Origin of the sequence: Achromobacter ruhlandii, assembly GCF_902859695.1 — a bacterium.
Lineage (GTDB): Bacteria > Pseudomonadota > Gammaproteobacteria > Burkholderiales > Burkholderiaceae_B > Achromobacter > Achromobacter ruhlandii.
The window spans coordinates 454,265-473,026 of sequence record NZ_CADIJL010000002.1; the positions used below are offsets into that span (position 1 = coordinate 454,265).

Here is an 18,762-nt window from a genome sequence, read left to right on the forward strand (position 1 = left end):
CCGAGAGAGGTACCCCTTGCCACATCCGCCCACCGCGAGCCGCCTGCTGGCATTGACGGCCCGCCAGTTCACCGCTCAGGTGCCCGCCATGGTCGCCGCCGCGCCGTGGGCCTGCGTGCTGTTCGCGCTGTCGCTGCCGGGCGCGTTGCTGCTGAACCAGGCGGGCGGTCCGCGCGAAGCCTGGTTCCTGCTGGCGGCGGTGGTCAATCTGCTGGCCCTGGCGCGCGTGGCGCTGGCGTGGCAGCGCCAACTGGCGGGCGTGCCGCGCCAGGCGCCCAGCCTGGATGGCGCCCAGGCGCGGGTGCTGGCCCTGGTGTTCGCGGCGATCGTTGCGGTCGCCGCGCTGAAGTCGATCAGCGGCAGCCTGACGCTCTCCCTGTATTTCCAGATGCCGAACACGCCCAGCACGGTGTTCCTGGCCATCGCGTTGCTGTTGCTGATGATCCTGTGGCTGCCCATGACGCACTTGCTGGGATCCTGGTCCCTGGCCCTGCCGCAGGCCGCTCTGACGGATGGCTATGGCTGGCGGCGGTCGCGCCAGGCGCTGCGCGGCGCGGTCTGGCCGTTCGCCGCCGTGCTGCTGTTGCTGACGGGCCTGACCGAGGTGACCGGCGCCGCGTTGCGCCGGACGCTGGTGTTGTGGCGCGCCGACGCCATCATCACGGCGGCGGGCGGCCTGTTGCTGACGCTGGCGCTGCTGCTGTTCCTGTCGATCCTGTGCGCCACCGCGTACCGCGAGCGCGCCTGAGCGGTGGCGCCGGCGCGCGGGCGTTCAACGCAGCATCGGCAGGCTGCCGGTCAGCGCGTTGATCCAGCGCTTGGCGCCGGCCAGGCCGACGCCGAGCAGGGGCTGGTCGCGGTGCGAGGTCTCGCGGTGCCGCGCCCAATAGTGGGCAGCCTCATGGATCTCGCGGGCATAGGCCGGAAACACGGCCAGCCGCGCGTCCTCGGGCGGCGGCTGCGTCAGCCGCTGACGCAATTGCGCCATCCGCACCGCATCGGCCGCCAGCACGATGATGGGCAGGTGCGAGATGGCCGACGAGGCCATGCCATCGGGGTCGCGCAGCGGCGCGCCGGCCCAGCCGGGCAGGGCGGCCGCGAGGCCCGCGGCCAGGCAGGCCGAGACGTTGGCGGCCTGGCCCACGCCGAGCGTTGCCGCCAGCACGATCACGATTTTCTCCGGCACGGCGGGCGCGGACGGGACGACAGGGGCGGTGGGGACGGACATGCGCGGTTCCTCGGCAAAAGCCGCCATCGTCGGCGTTGGCGTCTGCCCTGTCTTGAACGCCAGTGAACGCGTCGCGGGCCGTCAGCCGCGCCGCGCCAGCGCGCCGGCGCCGGCATAGACGGCGGCCGCGCCCAGTTCGCGCTCGATGCGCAGCAGGCGGTTGTACTTGGCGGTGCGGTCTGCGCGCGACAGCGAGCCGGTCTTGATCATGCCGCAGTTGGCCGCCACCGCCAGGTCGGCGATGCTGGTGTCCTCGGTTTCGCCGGAGCGGTGCGACATCACCACGCCATAGCCGGCGCGGCGCGCCAGCGCCAGCACCTGGGCGGTCTCGCTGAGCGTGCCGATCTGGTTGATCTTGACCAGGATGGCGTTGCCGATGCCCTGGTCGATGCCGGCCTGGAACAGCCGCGGGTTGGTGCAGAACACATCATCGCCCACCAGCTGGCAGGCGCCGCCGAGCGTCGCGCCCAGTGTCTTCCAGCCGATGATGTCGTCCTCGGCCATGCCGTCCTCGATCGAGACGATGGGGTAGTCGCGCACCAGCCCGGCCAGGTACCGCACCTGCTGTTCGGCGTCGCGCAGCAGGTTCTCGCCGTGGTAGCGGTAGCCGTCCGGGCCATGGAATTCACTGGCGGCCGGGTCCAGCGCCAGCGCGATGTCGGCGCCGGGGCGCAGGCCGGCGCGCTCGATCGCGGCCATGATGAAATCCAGCGCTTGCGGGGCATTGCGCAGCATCGGCGCGAAGCCGCCTTCATCGCCCACGTTGACGCTGTGGCCGGCGGCCTTGAGCGCCAGCCGCAAGGTGTGGAACACCTCCGCGCCCATGCGCAGGGCTTCGCGGAAGCTGTCCGCGCCCACCGGCAGGATCATGAACTCCTGGAAGTCGAGCGGATTGTCGGCGTGCGCGCCGCCGTTGATGATGTTGATCATGGGCACCGGCAGCGTCTGCGCCTGCACGCCGCCGATGTGGCGCCACAGCGGCAGCCACTGGCTGTGGGCGGCCGCGTGCGCCACCGCCAGCGACACGCCGAGCAGGGCGTTGGCGCCCAGCCGGCTTTTGTCGGGCGTGCCGTCCAGTTCGATCATGATCTGGTCGATCCGGGCCTGCTGATCGGCCGGCAGGCCCAGCAGGGCGGCGCGCAGCTCGGTATTGACCGCGCCGACCGCGCCCAGCACGCCCTTGCCCAGGTAGCGGGCGGCGTCGCCGTCGCGCCGCTCCAGGGCCTCGCGCTTGCCGGTCGAGGCGCCCGACGGCACCAGGGCCAGGCCCTGGGCGCCGTCGTCCAGGCGGACCTCGACTTCGACGGTGGGATTGCCGCGGCTGTCCAGGGCTTCGTGGGCGGCAAGATGGGTGATGTGCATGAAGGGCTCCGCAGTGACGGGAATATCGTCAGGTAATTCAAACAATGGGGCAGGGCAAGGGACGCGCCAGAGGGCTGACCCGCCGCGCCGATCCACGCAGTGATTCGGTGGTATGACGAGCGCTGCAGGCCCAATGACAATGCCGCCATGCTAAAAACAAGGCCAGCGTCCGACAATGCAGTTTTTCTGCGGATATGTCAGTTTTCCTGACGAATGAAGCTCATGCGCCAATTACCGCCTTTGTCCGCCGTCCGCGCCTTCGAGGCCGTTGCCCGCAGCGGTTCGGTCACGCGCGCCGCCCAGGAGCTGTGCCGCAGCCACGGCGCCGTCAGCCGCCACCTGCGCCTGCTGCAGGAGCACGCGGGCGCGGCGTTGCTCGAAAAGGACGGCACCGGTCTGCGCCTGACGCCGGCCGGCACGGCCTTCTATGCCTCCGTGCGCGCCGCCTTCGATCAGCTGGAACATGCCTACGAGCGGCTGGCGCGCGAATCGCAGGCGCCGGGCCTGCATGTGGCCTGCAGCGCCACCTTCGCCATGCGTTGGCTGGTGCCGCAACTGGCCGTCTTCTACCGCAAGCATCCCGAGATCCGCATCCGCCTGTCGATGACTTCCGCGCGCGAGATGCGCAACGAGGGCGCCGACCTGATCCTGGCCTGGGACCTGTCCGCTTATGCCGAAGCCGACCGGGCACGGGCGCTGGCGTTGGCGCCGGTGCGCTTCGGCGCGGTCTGCACGCCGGCCTATGCGCGCAGGAAGCCGGCCACGCGCACCCGCATTGCGCATGAATACACCGCCAGCGCCTGGAACCAATGGGAGGCCATCACCGGCCAGCCGGCGGCGCGGGGCGACACGCTGGCGTTTCCGCACACCCACCTGTGTATCGAGGCGGCCCTGTCGGGCCTGGGCGTGGCGCTGGTCGAGCGGCGGTTGATCGCGCGCGAGCTGCAGGACGGCGTGCTGGTGGCGCCGTACGGCTTCGTGCCGTTCGAGGGCGGCCTGCGCGCGGTGCCGGCGGCGGGGCGGGCGCGCACCGCCCACGCCGACGCGTTCATCGCCTGGCTGCGCGGCGCGCTGGCCGACGCCGGTGATTGAGCCCGGCCCGCGGCGGGCTTGGTATGCTGGACGGGCATTCCCGCCGGAGACTCCATGACCGATACGCCGCAATCCGCCAGCCCGTCCGCCAAGGCGTTCATCACGCGCTCGGCGCTGGCGTCGCAGGCCCGCCGCGCGCAGTTGCGGCGCATGAAGATCGCCGCGCTGGCGTTGCTGGTGGCCATGATCAGCGGCTTCATCACCAGCCATGTCATGGGCGGGCAGGGCGCCTGGGCCTGGGTGCGGGCCTTCTGCGAAGCGGCCACCGTGGGCGCGCTGGCCGACTGGTTCGCGGTGGTGGCGCTGTTTCGCCGGCCGATGGGACTGCCCATTCCGCACACCGCCATCATCCCCAGCAACAAGGACCGCATCGGCGACAACCTGGCGGTGTTCGTGCGCGACCACTTCCTCGACCCGGACACGCTGATGGAAAAGCTGCGCGGCTTCGACCCGGCCGCGCGCCTGTCGCGCTGGCTGGCGCGGCCGAAACAGGCGCATGCGCTGAGCGACGGCGCGCGACGGGTGGCGTTGCAGACGCTGGACCTGCTGGACGATAGCGCGGTGCGCGGCGTGATCCAGGAATTCGTGGTGAAGACGCTGCGGCGCTGGGACGCGGCCGGCACCGCCGGCGAGGTGCTGGGCCTGCTGACCCGCGACGGCCGCCACCAGGAGCTGCTGGACGCGGCCATGGAGCGGCTGGGCGGCTACCTGGGCGACGAGGACGTCAAAGAGCGCGCTTCGGCGCTGCTGGTCAAGTTCGCGCGCAAGGAATGGCCGCGCATCATCAAGGCGGTGGACGTGATTGCCTCGGTCGAGGGCATCGCCGACAACCTCGCCGACAGGCTGGCGCGCGCGCTGGTGCAGGAATTGCGCGATGTGCTGTCCGAACCGGATCATCCGGTGCGGCGCGACTACGAGGCCTGGGTGCTGGACTACATCGCGCGCCTGCGCACCGACCCGGCGCTGGCCGCGCAGGTCGAGGCCATGAAGCAGCGCGCCATCGATCATCCCAAGGTGCAGGAATATGTGCAGGGCCTGTGGGACGACATCCATGCCGCGTTGCGGCGCGACCTGAGCGATGAACAATCCGCGCTGGCCGCGCACCTGGAAAACGCCCTGCTGGCGCTGGCGCGCAAGCTGGGCGAAGACCCGGACCTGCGCGAGGCCATCAACGGCCATGTGCTGGGCGCGGCACGGCGCTTGACCGGGCGGTTGCGCATCGGCGTCACCGAGCATATTTCGCGCACTGTCAAGCTGTGGGACGAACGCCATCTGGTCGAAGAGCTGGAACTGAGCGTGGGGCGCGACCTGCAATACATCCGCTTCAATGGCACGCTGGTGGGCGGGCTGATCGGCGTGCTGTTGCACGCGGCGGTGCTGCTGGCGACAGGCTAGCGCGGCGTGCGTCAATCATCGGCGATTTGCGGACGTATCCGATGTATCAGGAATGAAGATTGCTGGCGAAGCGGCGTGGCGCAGTGCTATTGTCTTCGGCAGTCCAGGGGCCTGACCGCGGGCTCCGGGACGCCCGCCGCTCGACCGGGCGGCCGTATCACGCGCATTATTCCAGGAGGCAAGTCCATGAAGAAATTCTCGATTCTCGTTGCAACGCTGGCGCTGGCCGGCGGCTCGGCTGTCGCCCAGGCCGAGAGCGTCACGATGTCATTCCTGAACGACGACGGCTCCGTGGGCAAGAGCGCGGGCACCGTCACGCTGGAACAGACCAAGGGCGGCCTGAAGTTCACCCCCAAGCTGGCGGGCCTGCCGCCCGGCGAGCACGGCTTCCATGTGCATGAAAAGGGTTCATGTGAGTCCACCACGGTAGATGGCAAGGTGATGCCGGGGGGCGCCGCGGGCGGTCACCTGGATCCGCACAACACCAAGGCGCACAAGGGGCCGCTGGCCGAGGATGGCCACCTGGGCGACCTGCCGTTCATCACGGTGGCGGCCGATGGCAGCGCCAAGACCGCCGTGGTGGCGCCGCGGTTGAAGCTGGCCGACGTGAAGCAGCACGCGTTGATGATCCACGTGGGCGCCGATAACTACAGCGACACGCCCAAGCCGCTGGGCGGTGGCGGCGGCCGCATGATCTGCGGCGTCGTGAAGTAACGCGCCGGGTCGTCCGCTAGGCGGTGCCGTTGCGGCCATGGGCGCGATAGCCCGGCCGCTCGGCCAGCCGGTCGTAGTAGGCCGCCACCGCCGGCAGCGCGGGCCGCAGGGCGTCGTCCAGCGGCGTGGCGAACCAGCGGTTGACCGACAGGCCGACGGCGATGTCGGCCAGCGTGAAGGCCTCGCCGGCCACGTAGGCGCCCGTCTCGCCCAGGCGCCGTTCCAGGATTCCCATGAAATGCCCCCAATCGCGGCTCGATGCCTCGATGGCGGCGGCATCGCGGTGCGCCGGCGACTGCCGCGCCAACGCCAGGAAAGCATAGCTCCAGGAGCGGTTCAGGTCGGTCGCCTGCCAATCCATCCATTGGTCGACGCGGGCGCGGCGCCGGGGTTCGGACGGATACAGCGGCTGTTCGCGGCCGGCGCCGTACTGGTTGGCGAGATAGCGGATGATGCTGTTCGATTCCCACAGCACGAAGTCGCCGTCGCGCAGCACCGGCACCATGGCGTTGGGATTGAGCGCCAGGAACGCGGGCTCGTTGGTCGGGCGAAAGCCGGAACCCCAATCCTCCCGTTCGAAGGGCAGGCCCAGTTCGACGCAAGTCCAGAGCACCTTGCGGACGTTGATGGAAGAGGCTTTTCCGAGGATGTTCAGCATGTTGGTGGCGCGGCGAGGTGTGGCGTCGGCCGAGGCGCCGCGTGCGGCGGCCTCGATGGCAGGCCAGTCTAGCGGCCGCCGCTGGCCGCCGCCAGATACAGATCCCGCCCGGCGGGACCGCAACAGACGGCCCCGCCGGCGCGGCACGGCGCGGTTCAAGCCGCCACGGTTTCCGGCTGGCGGCGCAGCCGCGCCACGGGCGAGGTCAAAAGCACCACGAACTGGGCGGCAAAGCCCACGCTGGACAACCACAGGCAGGCATCCATGCCCAGCCGCGCCGCCAGGGTCGCGCCGATCAAGGCGCCCACGGGCCGCGCGCCGAACGTCGCCGTGACGATCACGGCCGAGACGCGGCCCAGCAGCGCGTTGGGCGTGACCGCCTGGCGCAGCGTGGTGGTGGCGATGGTCCACAGGATCGGTCCGGCGCCGAACAGGAACAGGCCGACCCCGGCCCAGGCGCCCGCCGGCCATGCCAGCGTCGACAGCAGGATCAGGCTGGCGGCCAGCGCGCAGGTGGGGCCGGCCGCGATCAGCGCGCCGAACGGCAGGCGCGCCGCCAGCCACGGCGCGGCCAGGGCTCCGGCCAGCATGCCGGCGCCGTAGATGCCCAACGTCATGCCCACGCCGGCGGCGGTCAGGCCCAGCCGCTCCACCGCGTAGACCACGTAGACGGCCTGCAGCACGAACCAGGCGGTGTTGAAGCACACCGCCGTCACCAGCACCGGCCGCAGCAGGGGATGCGCCGCCACGAAGGCGGCGCCTTCGCGTAGTTCGCGCCACAGGTGGCGGCGCACGGCCGCGCGCGGCGGCTCGGAAGGCAGGCCCGCCAGCAGCCCCGCCGCCAGCAGCGACAGCAGGGTGGCCAGGCCATAGGCGACGGCGGCGCCCAGGCCGCCGACCAGCGCGCCGCCCAGCGCCGGCCCGGCCGAGAACGCCGCGCTGCGCGCCAGTTCCAGCCAGCGGTTGGCCTGCGCCAGCAGGGTTGCCGGTAATAGCGTGGGCACCAGCGCGGGCGCGGCGACGTTGTAGGCCACCGTGCCGACCGCGCCCAGGAAGCCCAGCACCGCCAGCGCGGCCAGGCTCAGGCCGTCCGCCGCCAGCAGCGCCAGCAGGCCCAGCAGGCTGGCGGCGCGCGCGCATTCGGCGGCGGTCATCAGGGTGCGGCGCGCGATCCGGTCGGCCAGCACCCCGGCGGGCAATGACAGCAGCAGGAAGGGCAGGGTCTGGGCGGTCTGCAGATAGCCGGTCTGGGCGGCGTTGGCGCCCAGCGCCAGCACCGCCACCAGCGGCGCCGCCGCCAGGGCGATCTGTTCGGAACATTGGGCGGCCAGATTGGAGGCGGCCAGGCGGCGGAACGCCGCGGGCAGGGCGGTCATGGGGGCAACGGCCGGCGCGGCCGCGGAAACGACGAGGGCCCGATCATGACCGGGCCCCGCGGGCATTGCACTCCGTTAATTGCCGTCGCCGGCCGGCCGCCTCAGGGAATCGGCGGGTAGTCGCCGAAGCCGTCCGGCCAAGGGGTCAGAACCTCGTAGCCGGTGTCGGTGACGACCACCATGTGTTCCCATTGGGCCGACAGCGAGCGGTCCTTGGTGACCACGGTCCAGCCGTCGGGCAGCTGCTTGGTCTGCGGCTTGCCGGCGTTGATCATGGGTTCGATCGTGAACATCATGCCCGGCTGCAGCACCAGGCCTTCGCCGGGGCGGCCATAGTGCAGCACCTGCGGTTCGTCGTGGTAGATCTGGCCGATGCCGTGGCCGCAGTATTCGCGCACGATGCTGAAGTGCTCGCGGTGCGCGACTGTCTGGATGGCGTGGCCGATGTCGCCCAGCGTGGCGCCGGGCCTGACCGCCATGATGCCCGCGCGCATGGCTTCGTAGGTGGTGTTGACCAGCCGCCGCGCCAGCGGACTGGGCTGGCCGACGAAGTACATGCGGCTGGTGTCGCCAAACCAGCCGTCCTTGATGACGGCCACGTCGATGTTGAGGATGTCGCCGTTCTTGAGCACCTTGGCCGACGGGATGCCGTGGCAGATCACGTGGTTGGCCGAGGCGCAGATGGTCTTGGGAAAGCCGTGGTAGCCGACGTTGGCCGGGATCGCCTTTTGCACGTTGACGATGTAGTCGTGGCAGATGCGGTCGAGTTCGTCGGTGGTGACGCCGGGGCGCACGTGTTCGGCGATCATGTGCAGCACTTCCGCCGCCAGGGCGCCGGCCTGGCGGGCCATGGCGATGTCGGCGGCGGATTTGATGGAAACCTTGCGCGCCATTTACGCGGCCTCCTGCTGGCCGGCGGTTGCCTGTCCGTGGGACAGGGCGGCGATGCTGAAGCCTTCCGCCTGCTCGATGCGGATCAGCAACTGGCAGATGTCGGCGTGGCGCAGTTCGGGGTAGAGCTCGGACAGCATGCCGATGCGCATCCAGTGCTCGGCCTGCGAGTTGATCGAACGGCTCAGCGCGCTGCTGGCCACGCGCAGGTTCTCGTGCATCTGCTCGGAAATCTTGACGATACCCATAGTAGGTGTTCCATATATGGTTTGTATATGGAACGTATGTTATCGCAGGCGGCGCGCCGGGCGCAACCCGCCACCCGCGCGCGGACGAGACCGTCGCCGTGACGGCGGCGCGGTCCGGTTCCCTGGCGGGGGGCGGGGTCAGGTTCCCTGGCGGGGGGCGGAGTCAGGTTACCGGGCGGGCGGCAGGGTCAGGCGGATTTGGGGGCCGGACTTTTGTCCAGCAGGTTCATGGCGTCCAGCTGCCGGTAGCGCGCCGGGTAGATCGAGCGCGCGTAGTGCTCGCACGGCGTGCCCTGGGTGGCGACGGCCATCACCACGAACTCGGCGAAATCCTCGGGCGGGCCGGCCTTGGCGTAGTCCGACGGGAAATTGCCGTCGGATTTGGCGGCGGCGCCCCAGGCCTTCATGTCGACGCGGGCGTTGTTGGCGTAGCTGTGCGCCAGTTCATGCAGCACGGCGTGGTCGATCACGGCCTGGTCGCCCGGCATGCTGTAGAGCGTGATGCGCGAGAACATCGTTTCGCCCACGGTGTGCACCTCTCGGGTCGGATCGGCCCACGGCGGGCCTTTGACCACTTGCGCATCGAGCCGCTTGACGCTGTCTTCCAACGACATGCCTTTGGCCAGGGTGATCTGCAGGTCGCGGCCCTGCAACAGCGCCTTGGGCGCCACGCCCAGGCTCTTGGCCACCTGCTCGGGCTGCGGCTGCGGTTCTTCGGTCAGGCGCTCGGTGATTTCGTGCGGCGTGCTTTTCAGCAGGTCGCCGGTCCAGAGCGGCTTGCGCGGCTCCAGCACCACCGGCACGCGCTGGCCGGCCGGCCAGGCTTCGTACATGACAAGCTTGTCGTCGCCCTGGCGCGCCAGGTTGGCGGGCGGCTGATAGGCCGACGGGCCGGTCAGCTTCACCGGCGCGCGCTTGGCGTCGAACATGGCTTCGGTGAGCTTGAGCGTGTCCTGCACCTGGGCGCATTTGACCGGCGCGTCCTGCGCCGCGATGGGTTCGATCGCGGCCAGCGCCGCCGGCGCGCCGGCCTGCAGCGCCTGGGGGGCGTCGTTCACGCCCGCGCCGCCGCCATCACCGCCGCCATGTTCGAGCTGGTAGAACTGCTGGCTGGCGATCAGCGTGGCGCCGCAGGACGTCTTCATGCCCTCCAGCGCGGTGCGGCGGTCGGAACTGACGCTCTGCACGCCTTCGACGATGGTGTGCTGGCCCGCGCACTTGGGGCAGGTGACGCGGTCGCCGACGCGCGCCATGGGCTGGCCGAAGATCTGCACGGATTCATCCCCGGTGACCACCACGCCGCCATGCGACGTGCGGTCACCCTTGCGTATTACGGATCGCTGCGCCATGGCCGGCCGTTGCTCCCAGATGCTGGTTAAGTCTGCTTACAGATAGGTGCCGTCCGGCGCCATGCGCGGGGTGCCCACGACGAAGGTGCCGTCGGGCGCCATGCGCACCGGGCCGCCGCTGCCGAGGTAGCGGCCATTGGGCGCGCGCTGCGGCGTGCCGGCCACGTAGGTGCCGTCCGGCGCGCGGGTGATGGGGCCGCCGTCGCCGACGTAAGTGCCATCCGGGCAGCGCCGCGGCGTGCCATTGATGAAGCGGCCGTCGGGCATCATGTGGAATGATTTGTTCATCGTGACTCCCTCTGTTTGGAGAGCTTGCATGATAGCGATGGTCCCTGATGCGTTTTGTAATAGGGCGTGTCATGTTCCAACGTAACGCGGTTACAGATATGGGATCATCGCTGCTTTCGCCGCCGGGCCCGCGCCGCTTGCGCGCGGCCCGCCTTCCGCAACGACCCAAGACACTATGAGCGATATCGACGCACTGTTGCAGCCCATTCCGGGCGAGGCGCCTTGTGGCGCCGACATGGTCTTTTCGGCCGAATTCGACGCCATCCGCGAGGCCCGCCGCCACGATGACCCGCACCTGGACCAGGGCGACTGGGTCATCGATATCAAAGAGGCCGACTGGCCGCAGGTGATCCGCATCTGCACCGAGGTGCTGACCCAGCGCAGCAAGGACGTGCGCGTGGCCGCCTGGCTGGCCGAGGCCTGGGCCAAGACGCGCGGCTTCGCCGGCCTTCGCGATGGCTTCCTGCTGGTGGACGGCTTGTGCCGGCGCTACTGGGACGGTCTGCATCCGGTGCCGGACGAGGGCGACGTGCAGCAGCGCGTGGGCAACCTGGCGTGGTTGCTGTCGCGTTCGCAGCAGCTGGTGCGCGAACTGCCATTGACGCAATCCGAGGGCGGGCGCTTCGGCGCGGTGCTGTGGGACAGCGCCTCGCAACTGGCCAACGCCATCAAGCGCGCGCCGCAGAACGCCGCCGACATGTCGCGCGGCAAGGTCACCCTCGAGCAGTTCGATGCCGCGCGCCGCGATACGCCGCCGGCGTTCTACTCCGAACTCGAAAGCCAGTTGCAGAGCTGCTTCGGCGCGGTCGACGTGCTGGAGCTGACCCTGACCGAACGCCTGGGCGATGACGGGCCGGCCTTCTCGCCGCTGCGCACCGCCCTGACGGACGTGACCGAACTGGTGCATCGCTTTGCCCGCGAGGCCGGCCTGCTGGTGCGCGCCGACCTGGCGCCGCCGGCCACGCCGGCCGCGCCGGCCGCCGGCGCGCCCGCCACCCGCATGGAGCCCACCTTGACTGCTGCCGACCTTCCGCCCACGGCGTCCGTGGCCGCGCGCGGCCCGCTGCAAACGCGCGACCAGGCCCTGGCGCAACTGCGCGAAGTGGCCGAATTCTTCCGCCGCACCGAACCGCACAGCCCCGTGGCCTATCTGGCCGACAAGGCGGCCAGCTGGGGCGAGATGTCGCTGCACCTGTGGCTGCGCACCGTGGTCAAGAACGGCGAGGCGCTGTCGGGCCTGGAAGAGCTGCTGGGCGTGCCCAAGGCGCCCGAGAACAACGGCTGAAAACCCACCCGGGGCGCCGGCCGCGTGGCCGGCGCCGGCGTGAAAAAGAGGGCGCCGCGACGTGCCCGCGCGCGGCGCGATGCTTGCCAGGCGACGCGCGCCGGCGTCGGCGCGCGGACGCCGCTTAGCGGCTGGCGCGGAATTCGATGCGGCGGTTCTTGGCGCGGCCCTCGGCGGTGGCGTTGGTGGCCACCGGCTGGTCCGGCCCCGCGCCCAGCGTTTCGAAGCGGCCGGGCGGCAGGCCCTTGTCCACCAGATAGGCCCTGACCGCGTCGGCGCGGGCCTGGCTCAAGGCCAGGTTGGTGCTGCGGCTGCCGGAGCTGTCGGTATGGCCGATGATCTGCACCTTGTCGCTGTGCAGCTTCGGGATCACGTCGGCCACCTGGTCCAGCAGTTCGCGCCCGCGCGCCGTCAGCGTGGCGCTGCCGGTCTCGAATTCCACCACGCGGTTGGTCAGCACCTTGTCCAGCAATCCCTGTTCGTCCTTGCCGGCGGCCACGCGCAGGCCGTTGACGATCTTGTAGGTCGGGTTGAGCGAGGTGGCGAAGGCGCTGGCGATCTGCTGGCGCGAGGCCTCGTTCTGCACTTCGCCGAGCAGGCGGATCTGGGTGCCGTCCACTTCCAGCTGGCCGCGGTTGATCTGCTTGAGCGGCTGGCCGATCAGCTTGCCCACGTGCTCGGACCAGTTGGGGGGCGCCACCACGCCGCCGACCTCGATCTGGTCGATGACGTTGCCCACCCCGTAGACCTGTTGCAGCCGCGCCAGCACATCGGCCTTGGTGGCCTCATCGGGCACGGCGCCGCTGGCCACCACCTGGCCGGGCTGCGGAATGACGTTGGCGGGGACGACGGTGGCGGCGTCCTGCGCCGCCGCGGCGCACGAGAACAGCGCCGCCATGATCAGGAGAGAGACGCGCATGGTCAGGCTCCGGTGAAGACTTCAAGATAGGTGTCGAGCGCCATGCGCAGCGACAGCCTGGGTTGGTCCAGGTAGCTGGAGAGCTTGGCCAGGCCGTGGCTGGCCGACACGTGGTTGCGCACCCAGGGCGCGTCTTCCAGCACGATGTATTGCTCGGCGAAGGCCTGCGGCGTGGACAGCAGGCTGGCCAGCGTCTGCGGCGAAGCGCCGCGAAAGCCCGCCACCAGCCGGTGCTTGCCGCCGATGCGGCCGATGAACACCGCGATTTCGAAGTCCGCGCGCGCCAGGAACGGCGCGATCAGCGTCATCCAGTACGAGGCCACCAGATTGATGTAGAGCGGATCGTCCGGCAGCGGCAGCGCCAGCCCGCGGTCGAGCTGCGACGAGCCGCTGGACATGACCGGTTCGAGCAGGATGCCCAGCGCCAGGACGATGTCGTGCACGTTGGCCGCGTGGCCGTTGCCGCGCAGCATGGCCTGCAGGCGCTCGACGGTCTGCAGGTCGACGAAGGCATCGAAGCCGTCGTCGGCCTCGGTGCGGATCTCGCCTTCGAGTTCGTTCAGGCTCTGCAGCGCCGGGCCGGGGTCGGCGTCGGTCATCAACAGCGCGGCGGCGCCGCTCATGCGGTTCCACAGCCGGCTGAAGGCCATCGGGCTGCGGGCGATGAAGGCCAGGGGCCGCTGCACTTCGACCGAAGTCGCCGACAGGAACGGAAAGCGCCGGCCCGACTGGTCGCGGCTGGGCTGCAGGTGGCCGGCGATGGCCAGCTTGCCGCGCGAGCCGAGGATGGCGAACGGCATCGGCTCGGCCTCGTCGTACAGCGTCTTCCAGTGCGGGTCCTGGGCCAGCAGCTCCATGGTGTTGGCGACCCAGCCGTCCAGCGTGCTCATCAGCTGCGGATGCGAGGTGTTCTTGACGAAGTCGCCGCGGGCCGGGATCTTGCCAAAGTAGGCCGTGCGGAACAGGGGGGACTGCAGGTTGCTCATTGCGGCGCTCCGGGTCGCGTCTGGGCGGAGGAGGATTCGGAAGTGGCGCCCACCACGGAGGAGGGCAGGCGCAGGTTGCGCAGGCCCTGGCTGCCGCCGGGCTCGCTGCCGCCGGCGCCGGGCGCCTGGGCGTTGCTGATGATGCGCAGCTTGACCGGCACCGTCACGTTCGACTTGCCCCAGCTCATGTTGAAGCTGCCGTCGGCGTTGGAGGTGCGCTGGGCGGTCGCGATCAGGCGTTCCAGGCCGAAGCGGCCGGGTTCGTTGACGATCTCGACCACGCTGCCGTCGAAGGTGGTGGCGGTGATGCGCGCGCCGGGCGCGCCCTGTGCATTGGGCCAGACGAAGTTGACCCACTGCGGCGGCGTGTTGCGGTAGCGCAGCTGCTGGCCATCGATCTCAATGGTGTACTCGGTCACGCCGGGAGCCGGCTTGGGTTGGATCTGGAACAGCGTCTGCGGCTGGCTGGCCGCGCCGGCGCCGGCCGCGCCGCCCGACAGCGGCGCCACCCACTGCGCGAAGTTGGCGGTGAACGTCGGCTGCAGGCTGATGCCCATGTCGCCCCAGGTGCGCGCCGTCAGGATGTCGCCGCGGCGCACGGTCAGCGGGCCGAGGGTGTCGTTGACGTACTTGGCGATGCTGCCCTGCGGGCCGAACACCTGGCCGATTTCGTCGCTGCTGGCTTCGACGCTGGCGCGCGAGGCGAACGGATACTTCTCGGCCAGGGTCTGGTTGAACGGCTGATAGACCTGCGCGTTCCAGACCTTGTTCAACTCGCGTTCGGCCGGCTGCATGGCCACCGCGTAGGCCTGGATCAGCGGCCGCACCAGCAGCGGGCGCAGCGTCTCGCGCTGCGTCGCCGACAGGCCGGCCAGCATCTGCTCGTCGACCAGCTTGAGCGCGTCGGCCAGCTCCGAATCCTTGCCTTCCAGCGTCTGGCGCAGCAGCACCAGCGAGCCGGGGCCGGGGTCGCCCTGGTTGTTGAGCAGGTTGAAGCGCGTGCGGATCTTGGACAGCGCGCCCATGTAGTTACCCAGCAGCGACTGGTTCTCGCGCGTCACCACCAGGCGCGCCACGTCCGAGAACTCGCGGCCCACCGGACCCATCGGGATGGCCTCGCCGTTGGCGGCGGTGGCGGCGGCGGGCGCCGGCGGCGTCTGCCGCAGGATCACGCGCTTGAACCAGCCCACCACGCCGCTTTGCGCCTGCTGCAGGCCGGCGTTGACCAGCGAGGGGTTGTCCCACGAGGTCTGCTCATAGGCGGTGTTGATCAGCTTGGCGATGGGCGAGGTCTGCGGATCGCCGAGGCGGTTCATCGCGCCCACCGACTGCTCGAAGCTGGTGAACGGCTTGATGGTCACGCCGCGCAGGAACTTCTGCCATTCCTGGGCGTACTCCGTCTTGTACATCGTCGCCAGGCTCTTCTGGATCTGCTCGGGGCTGCCGTCCAGCGTCAGGTCGTCGCGCGCGTTCACGCCCAGCACCCAGTCACTGGTCTGCACTTCCTTCTTGGCGGCCTCGTTGATGGCCGGCTGGATGTACTGCTCCCAGGCCTCGCGGGTGAAGGTGCCGGGGATGGCGTAGCTGCCGGCCACCACGCCGGCGTCGTTCTCGCCGACGATGCGCGCCACCGTCATGGTCTGGAAGCGCGTGGCGGCGCGCGCCTTGAGCGTGGCGTAGGCGCGTTCGCGCGCCGGCATGCCCTGCATCACGGCGCGCAGGCTGGCGCGGGTCTTTTCCACCAGCGCCAGGTTGGTGTCGATCTGCGGCCAGCCGCCGTCGGGGGCGCGGCTGACGTAGAACGAGATCAGGCGCTCGGCGCTGCGGATCAGCTGGTCGCGCGGCATGGCGCCGCGATTGGTCTCCAGCCAGCCGCGCCAGAAGCGCGTGATCTGGTCGGACAGGTGGGTGGGGTCGACGTGCTGGCGATTGGCCATCATCAGGTACGTCTTGAGCGCGTTGTAGGCGTCGTCGGCATTGGTCGGCGAGGCGTCCTGGAACAGCGTGTCGCCGCCCTGGGTGTGCGCGGCGCGCACCGCCTGCGGCGCCGGCTGCTGCGCGCCGCCGGCCGCCGCCGCGGCGCCGGACATGTCGACTTTGGCCAGGAAGTCCTCCAGGCTGGCCTTGACCGGGATCAGCATGAACTGGCGCGCGCCGTTGTAGTACTCGGCCAGCAGGCGTTCCTTGAGCACGTCGCCCTGGTACAGCCCCAGGCCCAGCGACCACGGGCGGCTGGACGAATAGCGGTCCAGCTGTTCGATGCGGTCCTGCAGGATCTCCATGGCTTCCAGGCGGCTCTGCAGGTCGGTGCGCTCGCTTTGCAGGCGCACCACCTTGTCCAGGTCGGCCTGCACGTTCTGCGCCAGCTGGCGGTTGCCCAGGTACGACCAGCTCCAGCCGCCCAGCACCAGGCCCAGCGCCAGCACCAGGCCGAAGAAGGTCAGGTAGCGCATGCGGGTCTTGGCCGGGCTGGCGTGCTGGCGCACCAGTTTCTTGTCGGCGAAGATCACGCTGGAGAACAGGTCGCGCAGGAAAAAGCCGTTGTGCGAGGACACATTGCGGGCCTGGCCGCGCGCCGCCGGGCGCAGGTCGAAGCGCTCGGCCAGCCGTTCGGTCGAGGTGCTTTGCGACACGCCTTCCTGCAGCGCGCTGGTGAAGTAGAAGCCGCGGAACACGGGCTTGTACTGGAACGGGTTGGTCTCGAACAGCGTCGACAGGAAGGTGCGCAGCGCCGGCTTGATGCCGGCGAATTCCAGCGGAAAGGTCAGCAGCCCGGGCGGCAGCTCGCGGTTGTTGCGCAGCGAGATCTGCGCCGTGCCCATTTCCTTCAGGCCTTCGTACAGTTCGTCGAAGCGTTCGTCGAACAGGGCCAGCACGTCGCGGTTCTCTTCGGCGCCGTAGGGCAGGGTGGCGCCCCAGACGCGGTCGCGCTCGCGCTGGTCGCTGTCCGAGAAGAATTCGCTAAAGCCCGAGATCAGGTCGGCCTTGGTGAAGATGATGTAGACCGGCGCGAACACTTCGAGCCGGTCGGTCAGTTCCTGCACGCGCTGGCGCAGGTTCTTGGCCAGGTTGATGGCGAACTCGGGGCCGGCGCCGGTCAGCTCGTCGATGCTCGCGGCCACGATGATGCCGTTGATCGGCGCCTTGGGGCGATGGCGCTTGAGCAGGTCGAGAAAGCCCATCCATTCGTTGCGGTCTTCCTCGTGCACCGAGTAGCGGCCGGCCGTGTCCAGCAGGATGCCCTCGGTGGTGAAGAACCAGTCGCAGTTGCGGGTGCCGCCCACGCCACGCACCGCCGCGCCGTTCTTGTCGGCGAAGGGGAATTGCAGGCCCGAGTTGATCACCGCGCTGCTCTTGCCCGCGGCCGGGTTGCCGATCACGATGTACCACGGCAGTTCGTACAGGGCTTCGTTGCCCGAGACCTGGCCGATCTTGGAGGTCTTGATGGTGCGCACCGCCTGCACCAGCCGGGTGCGCAGCGCGTCTACGTCCCCCCGATTGGCGGCGGCCGCGCCGGTCTGCACCTGCTGCTCCAGCATGTCGCCCAGGTTCTTGTTGGCGCGCCGCGCGCGACGCCGGCGCCACAGGTAGGCGCACAGCCACAGGAACAGGAAGATGCCCAGCGCGATGCCGGCCCAGACCAGGCCGATCTCGACCGTGTCGGCGAGCAGGAACAGGAACACGACCAGGGCGATCAGGCCGATCGCCATGAACAGGCGCGGGTTGCCCAGCGCGCGTGATGTCCAATGTCGGCCTTCGCTCAAGGCGCTGGAAATACCGGAGAAGAAACCTGAAGGGCTACGCATGATTCTGGCTTTTTTTGTGGGTCAGGCGGAGGGGGAAGGGGACAGCAGCGCGAGCGTACGCAAAGCGGGATCCTGGGTCATGACGGCAAGCACCGGCGCCTCGGCCTGGGCGCAGGCTTCGCTGGCGATGGCCAGGGTAAGCAGGTGCGCGGCGGTGCCGGTATAGCCGCAGGTGGCGCCGACCGCCAGGCAATCCTGGTTCGGGTCGAGCGTGGTGAACAGCGTGCTGGCCAGCCCGGCGGCTTCCAGCGGCCGGCTGCCGCGATGGTCGGCATCGCTGACCAGGGCGCGGATATCCTGCGCGGCGCGGGCGTTTTGTTCCAGGAAGCGTGTCGTCAGCTCGGCCAGCATCGGTTCGCTGGCCGCGCCACGGGCGTCGGCGGCGGTGGCGCGGTGCGCCATGGGCGACAGGGCCAGCGCGATGGCGCCGGCCGGCGCGACGGCATCCGCGGCATCGGCGGCGCCCAGGTCGAGATCCAGCAGCAGGCCGGCGGCGGCTTCGCCCGGCACACGGCCTTGCGGCGTGGCGGTGCTGACCAGCGTGCCGTCGGCGTCCCAATCCTGCACCACATTGGCATCGATATAGGAATCGGCCGCGGCCACGATGCGCAGCGGCGCGCGGTCCTTGGCCGCCGGTTCCAGCGCCAGCTGGCGCAGCAGGCCGTCGCTGGCCAGGGCGTCGCGCGCCTCGTGCGGCCGCAGGCCCAGCCGCGCGGCGGGCCAGGCGGCCGTGGCGCGGGCCTGCGCCTGCGCATGGTCGCGCGCGGCCGCGGGCCACTGCGCCGGCAGCAGCAGTTCCACCTGCAGCTGGGGCCAGTCGTCGTCGCGTTCCGGCGTGCCGCGCTCCAGCACGTGGGCGCGGGCTTCGCGCGACAGGGTCTCGATCACCTCGCACAGCAGGGCGGTGGCGCGCAGGCAGTCATCGGTCCGCGCCGCCGGGGGCATGTCGTCGGCGGCCTCGCGCAGCGCATCGCTGTCCAGGTGCGCGGCGCGGGCGCTGAACACGGAAAAGCCGCGCGCGTTCTTGAGGGTGTCGTCCAGGTCGGGGCGCTTCTGTTCGGCCAGCGCGGCGTGGATGGCGGCGGGGTCGCTGCCGGGCGCGGCGCGCGCGGTGGCGGCCAGCGCCACCAGCCGCGTGAGGGCGGGGGCCGGGGTGGCCGTCGCG

General features: G+C 70.2%; 17 protein-coding genes. 5 read left to right on the plus strand and 12 right to left on the minus strand.

Annotated elements, in window-relative coordinates; all coding sequences use genetic code 11:
* Window positions 1–16 precede the first annotated feature (16 nt).
* Window positions 17–748 (plus strand): hypothetical protein, encoded by a 732-nt coding sequence (locus HV742_RS04270; protein ID WP_059271019.1) that lies wholly within the window; start codon window positions 17–19, stop codon window positions 746–748.
* A 24-nt stretch (window positions 749–772) separates the two neighbouring features.
* On the opposite strand, the gene HV742_RS04275 is transcribed toward HV742_RS04270, so the two are convergent.
* Window positions 773–1,228, minus strand: coding sequence for a DUF2000 domain-containing protein (locus HV742_RS04275; RefSeq protein ID WP_253184340.1), 456 nt, complete (start codon window positions 1,226–1,228; stop codon window positions 773–775).
* Window positions 1,229–1,309: 81 nt separating this feature from the next.
* Window positions 1,310–2,590 carry a phosphopyruvate hydratase gene (eno, locus tag HV742_RS04280; protein WP_175144559.1) on the minus strand — a complete coding sequence of 427 codons (1,281 nt, stop codon included), beginning with the start codon at window positions 2,588–2,590 and terminating at the stop codon, window positions 1,310–1,312.
* Window positions 2,591–2,812: 222 nt separating this feature from the next.
* On the opposite strand from eno, the gene HV742_RS04285 reads away from it, so the two are divergent.
* The 3 genes from HV742_RS04285 (at window position 2,813) to sodC (ending at window position 5,791) form a co-directional block, all read left to right on the plus strand.
* Window positions 2,813–3,682 (plus strand): LysR substrate-binding domain-containing protein, encoded by an 870-nt coding sequence (locus tag HV742_RS04285; protein ID WP_068950978.1) that lies wholly within the window; start codon window positions 2,813–2,815, stop codon window positions 3,680–3,682.
* 150 nt (window positions 3,683–3,832) lie between these two features.
* The gene (locus tag HV742_RS04290; protein WP_100507887.1) at window positions 3,833–5,077 is read left to right on the plus strand and encodes a DUF445 domain-containing protein; all 1,245 of its coding nucleotides are present in this window, start codon (window positions 3,833–3,835) and stop codon (window positions 5,075–5,077) included.
* A gap of 186 nt (window positions 5,078–5,263) precedes the next feature.
* Complete coding sequence (sodC, locus tag HV742_RS04295) at window positions 5,264–5,791, plus strand: superoxide dismutase family protein (protein ID WP_059271010.1); 528 nt, start codon at window positions 5,264–5,266, stop codon at window positions 5,789–5,791.
* Window positions 5,792–5,807: 16 nt separating this feature from the next.
* On the opposite strand, the gene HV742_RS04300 is transcribed toward sodC, so the two are convergent.
* The 6 genes from HV742_RS04300 to HV742_RS04325 form a co-directional block, all read right to left on the minus strand.
* The gene (locus HV742_RS04300) at window positions 5,808–6,449 is read right to left on the minus strand and encodes a glutathione S-transferase family protein (protein WP_175144560.1); all 642 of its coding nucleotides are present in this window, start codon (window positions 6,447–6,449) and stop codon (window positions 5,808–5,810) included.
* A gap of 155 nt (window positions 6,450–6,604) precedes the next feature.
* Window positions 6,605–7,825: an MFS transporter gene (locus HV742_RS04305; protein ID WP_175144561.1), complete on the minus strand. Its 1,221-nt coding sequence runs from the start codon at window positions 7,823–7,825 to the stop codon at window positions 6,605–6,607.
* 101 nt (window positions 7,826–7,926) lie between these two features.
* Window positions 7,927–8,718, minus strand: a complete 792-nt coding sequence (map, locus tag HV742_RS04310) for a type I methionyl aminopeptidase (RefSeq protein ID WP_063583805.1) — start codon at window positions 8,716–8,718, stop codon at window positions 7,927–7,929.
* Window positions 8,719–8,964 (minus strand): ParD-like family protein, encoded by a 246-nt coding sequence (locus HV742_RS04315; protein WP_054415514.1) that lies wholly within the window; start codon window positions 8,962–8,964, stop codon window positions 8,719–8,721.
* 188 nt (window positions 8,965–9,152) lie between these two features.
* Window positions 9,153–10,313 carry a PAAR domain-containing protein gene (locus HV742_RS32200; protein ID WP_231891560.1) on the minus strand — a complete coding sequence of 387 codons (1,161 nt, stop codon included), beginning with the start codon at window positions 10,311–10,313 and terminating at the stop codon, window positions 9,153–9,155.
* A 36-nt stretch (window positions 10,314–10,349) separates the two neighbouring features.
* Complete coding sequence (locus HV742_RS04325; RefSeq protein WP_063568508.1) at window positions 10,350–10,601, minus strand: hypothetical protein; 252 nt, start codon at window positions 10,599–10,601, stop codon at window positions 10,350–10,352.
* A 175-nt stretch (window positions 10,602–10,776) separates the two neighbouring features.
* Here HV742_RS04325 and tssA point away from each other — a divergent pair, with 175 nt between their 5' ends.
* On the plus strand, window positions 10,777–11,886 hold the full coding sequence (gene tssA, locus HV742_RS04330) for a type VI secretion system protein TssA (protein ID WP_059271001.1): 1,110 nt from the start codon (window positions 10,777–10,779) through the stop codon (window positions 11,884–11,886).
* A 124-nt stretch (window positions 11,887–12,010) separates the two neighbouring features.
* Here the strand turns inward: tssA and HV742_RS04335 are convergent, their stop codons facing one another.
* From HV742_RS04335 to HV742_RS04350, 4 genes are all read right to left on the minus strand, one after another.
* Window positions 12,011–12,805 carry an OmpA family protein gene (locus HV742_RS04335; RefSeq protein ID WP_054415508.1) on the minus strand — a complete coding sequence of 265 codons (795 nt, stop codon included), beginning with the start codon at window positions 12,803–12,805 and terminating at the stop codon, window positions 12,011–12,013.
* 2 nt (window positions 12,806–12,807) lie between these two features.
* Window positions 12,808–13,791 (minus strand): type VI secretion system-associated protein TagF, encoded by a 984-nt coding sequence (gene tagF / locus HV742_RS04340; RefSeq protein ID WP_054415506.1) that lies wholly within the window; start codon window positions 13,789–13,791, stop codon window positions 12,808–12,810.
* Entirely contained in the window at window positions 13,788–17,501 is a 3,714-nt protein-coding gene (gene tssM, locus HV742_RS04345; RefSeq protein WP_175144579.1) for a type VI secretion system membrane subunit TssM, read from the minus strand. Before tssM ends, tagF begins: the two co-directional genes overlap by 4 nt.
* 117 nt (window positions 17,502–17,618) lie before the next feature.
* A partial coding sequence (locus HV742_RS04350; protein ID WP_175144562.1) for a hypothetical protein occupies window positions 17,619–18,762 on the minus strand: 1,144 nt, incomplete at its 5' end.

Coding starts and splice junctions, on each gene's coding strand:
- HV742_RS04275 (WP_253184340.1), bottom strand. CDS start 1,228: ATGTCCGTCCCCACCGCCCCTGTCGTCCCGTCCGCGCCCGCCGTGCCG.
- eno (WP_175144559.1), bottom strand. CDS start 2,590: ATGCACATCACCCATCTTGCCGCCCACGAAGCCCTGGACAGCCGCGGC.
- HV742_RS04285 (WP_068950978.1), top strand. CDS start 2,813: ATGCGCCAATTACCGCCTTTGTCCGCCGTCCGCGCCTTCGAGGCCGTT.
- HV742_RS04290 (WP_100507887.1), top strand. CDS start 3,833: ATGAAGATCGCCGCGCTGGCGTTGCTGGTGGCCATGATCAGCGGCTTC.
- sodC (WP_059271010.1), top strand. CDS start 5,264: ATGAAGAAATTCTCGATTCTCGTTGCAACGCTGGCGCTGGCCGGCGGC.
- HV742_RS04300 (WP_175144560.1), bottom strand. CDS start 6,449: ATGCTGAACATCCTCGGAAAAGCCTCTTCCATCAACGTCCGCAAGGTG.
- HV742_RS04305 (WP_175144561.1), bottom strand. CDS start 7,825: ATGACCGCCCTGCCCGCGGCGTTCCGCCGCCTGGCCGCCTCCAATCTG.
- map (WP_063583805.1), bottom strand. CDS start 8,718: ATGGCGCGCAAGGTTTCCATCAAATCCGCCGCCGACATCGCCATGGCC.
- HV742_RS04315 (WP_054415514.1), bottom strand. CDS start 8,964: ATGGGTATCGTCAAGATTTCCGAGCAGATGCACGAGAACCTGCGCGTG.
- HV742_RS32200 (WP_231891560.1), bottom strand. CDS start 10,313: ATGGCGCAGCGATCCGTAATACGCAAGGGTGACCGCACGTCGCATGGC.
- HV742_RS04325 (WP_063568508.1), bottom strand. CDS start 10,601: ATGAACAAATCATTCCACATGATGCCCGACGGCCGCTTCATCAATGGC.
- tssA (WP_059271001.1), top strand. CDS start 10,777: ATGAGCGATATCGACGCACTGTTGCAGCCCATTCCGGGCGAGGCGCCT.
- HV742_RS04335 (WP_054415508.1), bottom strand. CDS start 12,805: ATGCGCGTCTCTCTCCTGATCATGGCGGCGCTGTTCTCGTGCGCCGCG.
- tagF (WP_054415506.1), bottom strand. CDS start 13,791: ATGAGCAACCTGCAGTCCCCCCTGTTCCGCACGGCCTACTTTGGCAAG.
- tssM (WP_175144579.1), bottom strand. CDS start 17,501: ATGGCGATCGGCCTGATCGCCCTGGTCGTGTTCCTGTTCCTGCTCGCC.